Here is a 2,410-nt window from a genome sequence, read left to right on the forward strand (position 1 = left end):
GATGCCATTGGCTTTAGGTGCTTCATCGCCATCGGTAAAGAACAGCATCTGTGCCGGAATATTCAGGTAATCGAACGTCGCCTCAGCTGCTTTCACGCCAAACGTCATGCGGCTGTTACCGCTCCATGCCATGCGCCATTCTAAGTGATTAATGCTATCGGTAATGATATCGAAGTTAGCGCATACTTCCAGTGGCATAAATAACAGCGCTACGTTTTCAGCTGCAAATACACCGACGCTGACATAGGTGCCACAAGGTGACGTTTTCACTACCTGCTTCATCAGATGCTGGGTATAGGCCAGGCGCGTGACGGGCTTATCGGCAATCGTCATATCTTCGGCATTCATGCTCTGCGAGATATCGGCCAGTAGCAAATAATTATGCACTTCCTGTTTGAGCTGTATTTCCGGTTTCACCAGCGCTAGCATGAGGAATACCGCTGCTGCCAAGAGCAAGACAGTTTCGTAGTTTTCTTTCAGGCGGTTATACAGGCGTTTCATGGCAAACCCTGTGGCAAGTTGCTGATTTCCAGGCCTGAAGGATCCTGCGGCACGGTTTTAATATGCTTGGGAATCACCGCGTGCAATAAACTCAAATTGAATTTGGCTGGCTGATTTTCAGGGTTTAATCTGAGCGCCTGCTCATACGAAGCACGCGCCTGCAGGTAATCAAACTTTGCTTGCTCCTGGAGTGAACCATCGGCCTCTACCAATCGTTGCAAGCCTGAGCGGAACAGGTGGTTAGCGATATTGAATTGAATCTGCGATTTCAGGTGCAGGTCAGGTTCGAAACCGTGTTCATCCTGTTTTTTCGGGGCTTCCAGCAATTGGCCAAAATTCTGGCTGGCATGCTTGAAATTGCCGGTTCTCCCTTGCTGGTAAGCATCAGCAAATTTCTGGTGGAAGGGAAACTGGTCGCCATCGAGTACCTCTCCGCTCTGCAACGTGCTATTGGCTCTGGCAATCTGACTGACCTGGAAGCCTTCGTACACAGTGCCGACCAGGCCAACAAGAAAGAGCAAGCCCAGCACCTGGTTTTTGCGCGTTAACCGTGTGTGCGTTATAGGGTTTTTCATTCATACATCCTCAAATTTTTGATGCCCAGGATCAATAACACCAGCACCAGCGCACTGATCACGAATATTTTTGAATAATCAAACCCGGCGATGGTCTCGGTATATTTAATGACCTTTTTCTCACGTGTATCGATGTCATTAATCGCCGATTGCAGGGTTTCCGGATTGTCCGCCTCGTAGGCTTTGTATTTCAGCCCCAGCGACTGGAAGTATTTGTGCAGCACGATCGAGTTAGGTGTGCGACCTTCGTCATATTCCTCTTTGGAGAAAATACTCGCTTCACCCGGCTCGCGTAACATGATCCAGTAGATACTCAGCTTGCGGCTTTTCAGGCGCTCGCTCAGCAAAAACTTCACCCGCGGACTCAGCTTGCCCGCGCCATCGGACAGCAGGATCACCGCCCGTGAACCTGAACTCTGGATGTTATCGAACAGGCCCACCGCTTCGGTCAATCCGGCACCGATATTGGTCTGGTTCAAAGACGGGCTGGTCGCTGCCACAATCGCTGCGTGAATCGCATCGCGGTTCGTAGTGATTTTGATGCCATATAAAGCCGAGTTAGTGAAGCCGACCACGCCCATCATGTCGTTTGGCCGCGAATCGATGAACTGGGTGATGATGCGGCGCGCAGTGGCGGATTTGATCTCTGCCACATGCCCCGAAGAGTCACCGGCAAATGGGTGATCCATACTGACGCTACGGTCTATCACCATCACCGTTTGTGCGCCCTTGCCTACCCGCGGCACCTGTTCGTCTGACCCTCTGGGAGAAGCCAGTGCGATGACGATGCACAGTAGCAGCAAAGACATCACCACTTTGACCGCCAGGTTCAGCCGCTCAGAGAACAGGTCTTCAGGCATGATATCCAGCCAGCTGTAATGCTGGCCTTGGTGGCCTTTTAGCCAGAACGGCAATAGCGCAACCGGCAACAGCGCAAATGCCCACGGATGCAGAATAATCATGCCACGCCCCGCTCGCAGTCACGCAACTGCTTGCTGAGATGTACCAGTTGCGCAATCACCTGGCGGCTGTCACGGCTTTTCACGTCATAGAGTGACTGGTTGGAAGCCTCAAAGAATTGGGTGATTTCATGCTGCATGCCTTTGAAGCTGGGGCGCAAACTAATAAACGCTTCGACATCCCGTGCAAAAATATTTGCGCCATAATGCTGGTTAAATGCCTGGTGCAGGTAAACCAATGCTTTTTTCTCTTCCACTGCGGTTTTCGGTCTGGAAGATTTCGCCAGGCGCTTGAGTTGACGATGCGCACGGGCAAACGCGCCACCCATAAACGGTAACCAGTGACCATCGGCATTGATATAAAGCAGTGCGGCC

The 2,410-nt window shown here is 51.5% G+C and carries 3 protein-coding genes and 1 pseudogene; all 4 read right to left on the reverse strand.

The genetic code is table 11. From position 1 onward, the window contains the following. A partial coding sequence (locus tag VK958_RS13270) for a VWA domain-containing protein (RefSeq protein WP_325242138.1) occupies nucleotides 1-501 on the reverse strand: 501 nt, incomplete at its 3' end. Continuing rightward, entirely contained in the window at nucleotides 498-1,076 is a 579-nt protein-coding gene (locus VK958_RS13275) for a hypothetical protein (RefSeq protein ID WP_325242140.1), read from the reverse strand. The genes VK958_RS13270 and VK958_RS13275, both read right to left, overlap by 4 nt. Next, the gene (locus VK958_RS13280) at nucleotides 1,073-2,038 is read right to left on the reverse strand and encodes a vWA domain-containing protein (RefSeq protein ID WP_325242142.1); all 966 of its coding nucleotides are present in this window, start codon (nucleotides 2,036-2,038) and stop codon (nucleotides 1,073-1,075) included. The genes VK958_RS13275 and VK958_RS13280 overlap by 4 nt, the downstream gene beginning before the upstream one ends. Further along, nucleotides 2,035-2,410: pseudogene (locus VK958_RS13285) on the reverse strand (hypothetical protein); the annotation flags it as partial. The gene VK958_RS13280 and the pseudogene VK958_RS13285, both read right to left, overlap by 4 nt.

The organism is Methylophilus sp. (assembly GCF_035460085.1).
Classification (GTDB): domain Bacteria; phylum Pseudomonadota; class Gammaproteobacteria; order Burkholderiales; family Methylophilaceae; genus Methylophilus.

Bases quoted from the DNA above. Each gene is read 5' to 3' on its own strand.
- VK958_RS13275 (WP_325242140.1), bottom strand. From the start codon at position 1,076: ATGAAAAACCCTATAACGCACACACGGTTAACGCGCAAAAACCAGGTG.
- VK958_RS13280 (WP_325242142.1), bottom strand. From the start codon at position 2,038: ATGATTATTCTGCATCCGTGGGCATTTGCGCTGTTGCCGGTTGCGCTA.